The organism is Salinimicrobium oceani (genome assembly GCF_012037645.1).
In genome coordinates, this window is the sequence record NZ_JAAVJR010000407.1 from 1 (window position 1) to 513 (window position 513).

Consider the following 513-nt stretch of genomic DNA (forward strand, 5'->3'; position numbering starts at 1 on the left):
CCATTCAGGTTCGCCTGAATGGACTTTCTTTTTGTGCTTTATCTCAGGAAGAAAAGAGGATTGTATTTTTTAAAGATCTGCTCTTCCCGCGGAAGCTTAATCCGCAGCAGGTGCTTCAGCAGATCGAAAAGATCTATGACGAAGAAGCCTTTTTAAAGGAACAACAGGCAGAAGTTATGGTCCTGTTTTCCAATGAAGTTTACAGCCTGGTACAAAAAGCTTATTTTAAAGACGAACACGCTTCAGAATACCTTAAATACAACACCAGGATCCTTGAGACAGATTACGTGGCGCAGGATGAACTGGCGGAAGGAAAAATGGTGAATGTTTATATCCCGTACACCAACATCAATAATTTCTTTTTTGACAGGTATGGAGAATTTGAATATAGACACACGGTAAGTGTACTGGCAGAGGAATTCCTGATACAGAACCGGTTCCAGACCGAAGGCACCCGTGTATATCTCAATTGTTTTCCGGGAGGATATGACCTGCTGGTCTTCCAAAAAGGGC

1 protein-coding gene is annotated in these 513 nt (G+C 42.3%); it reads left to right on the forward strand.

The features are described 5' to 3' along the window. The coding region (locus tag HC175_RS17430) for a DUF3822 family protein (protein ID WP_168139567.1) at positions 1 to 513 on the forward strand (513 nt) is incomplete at both ends.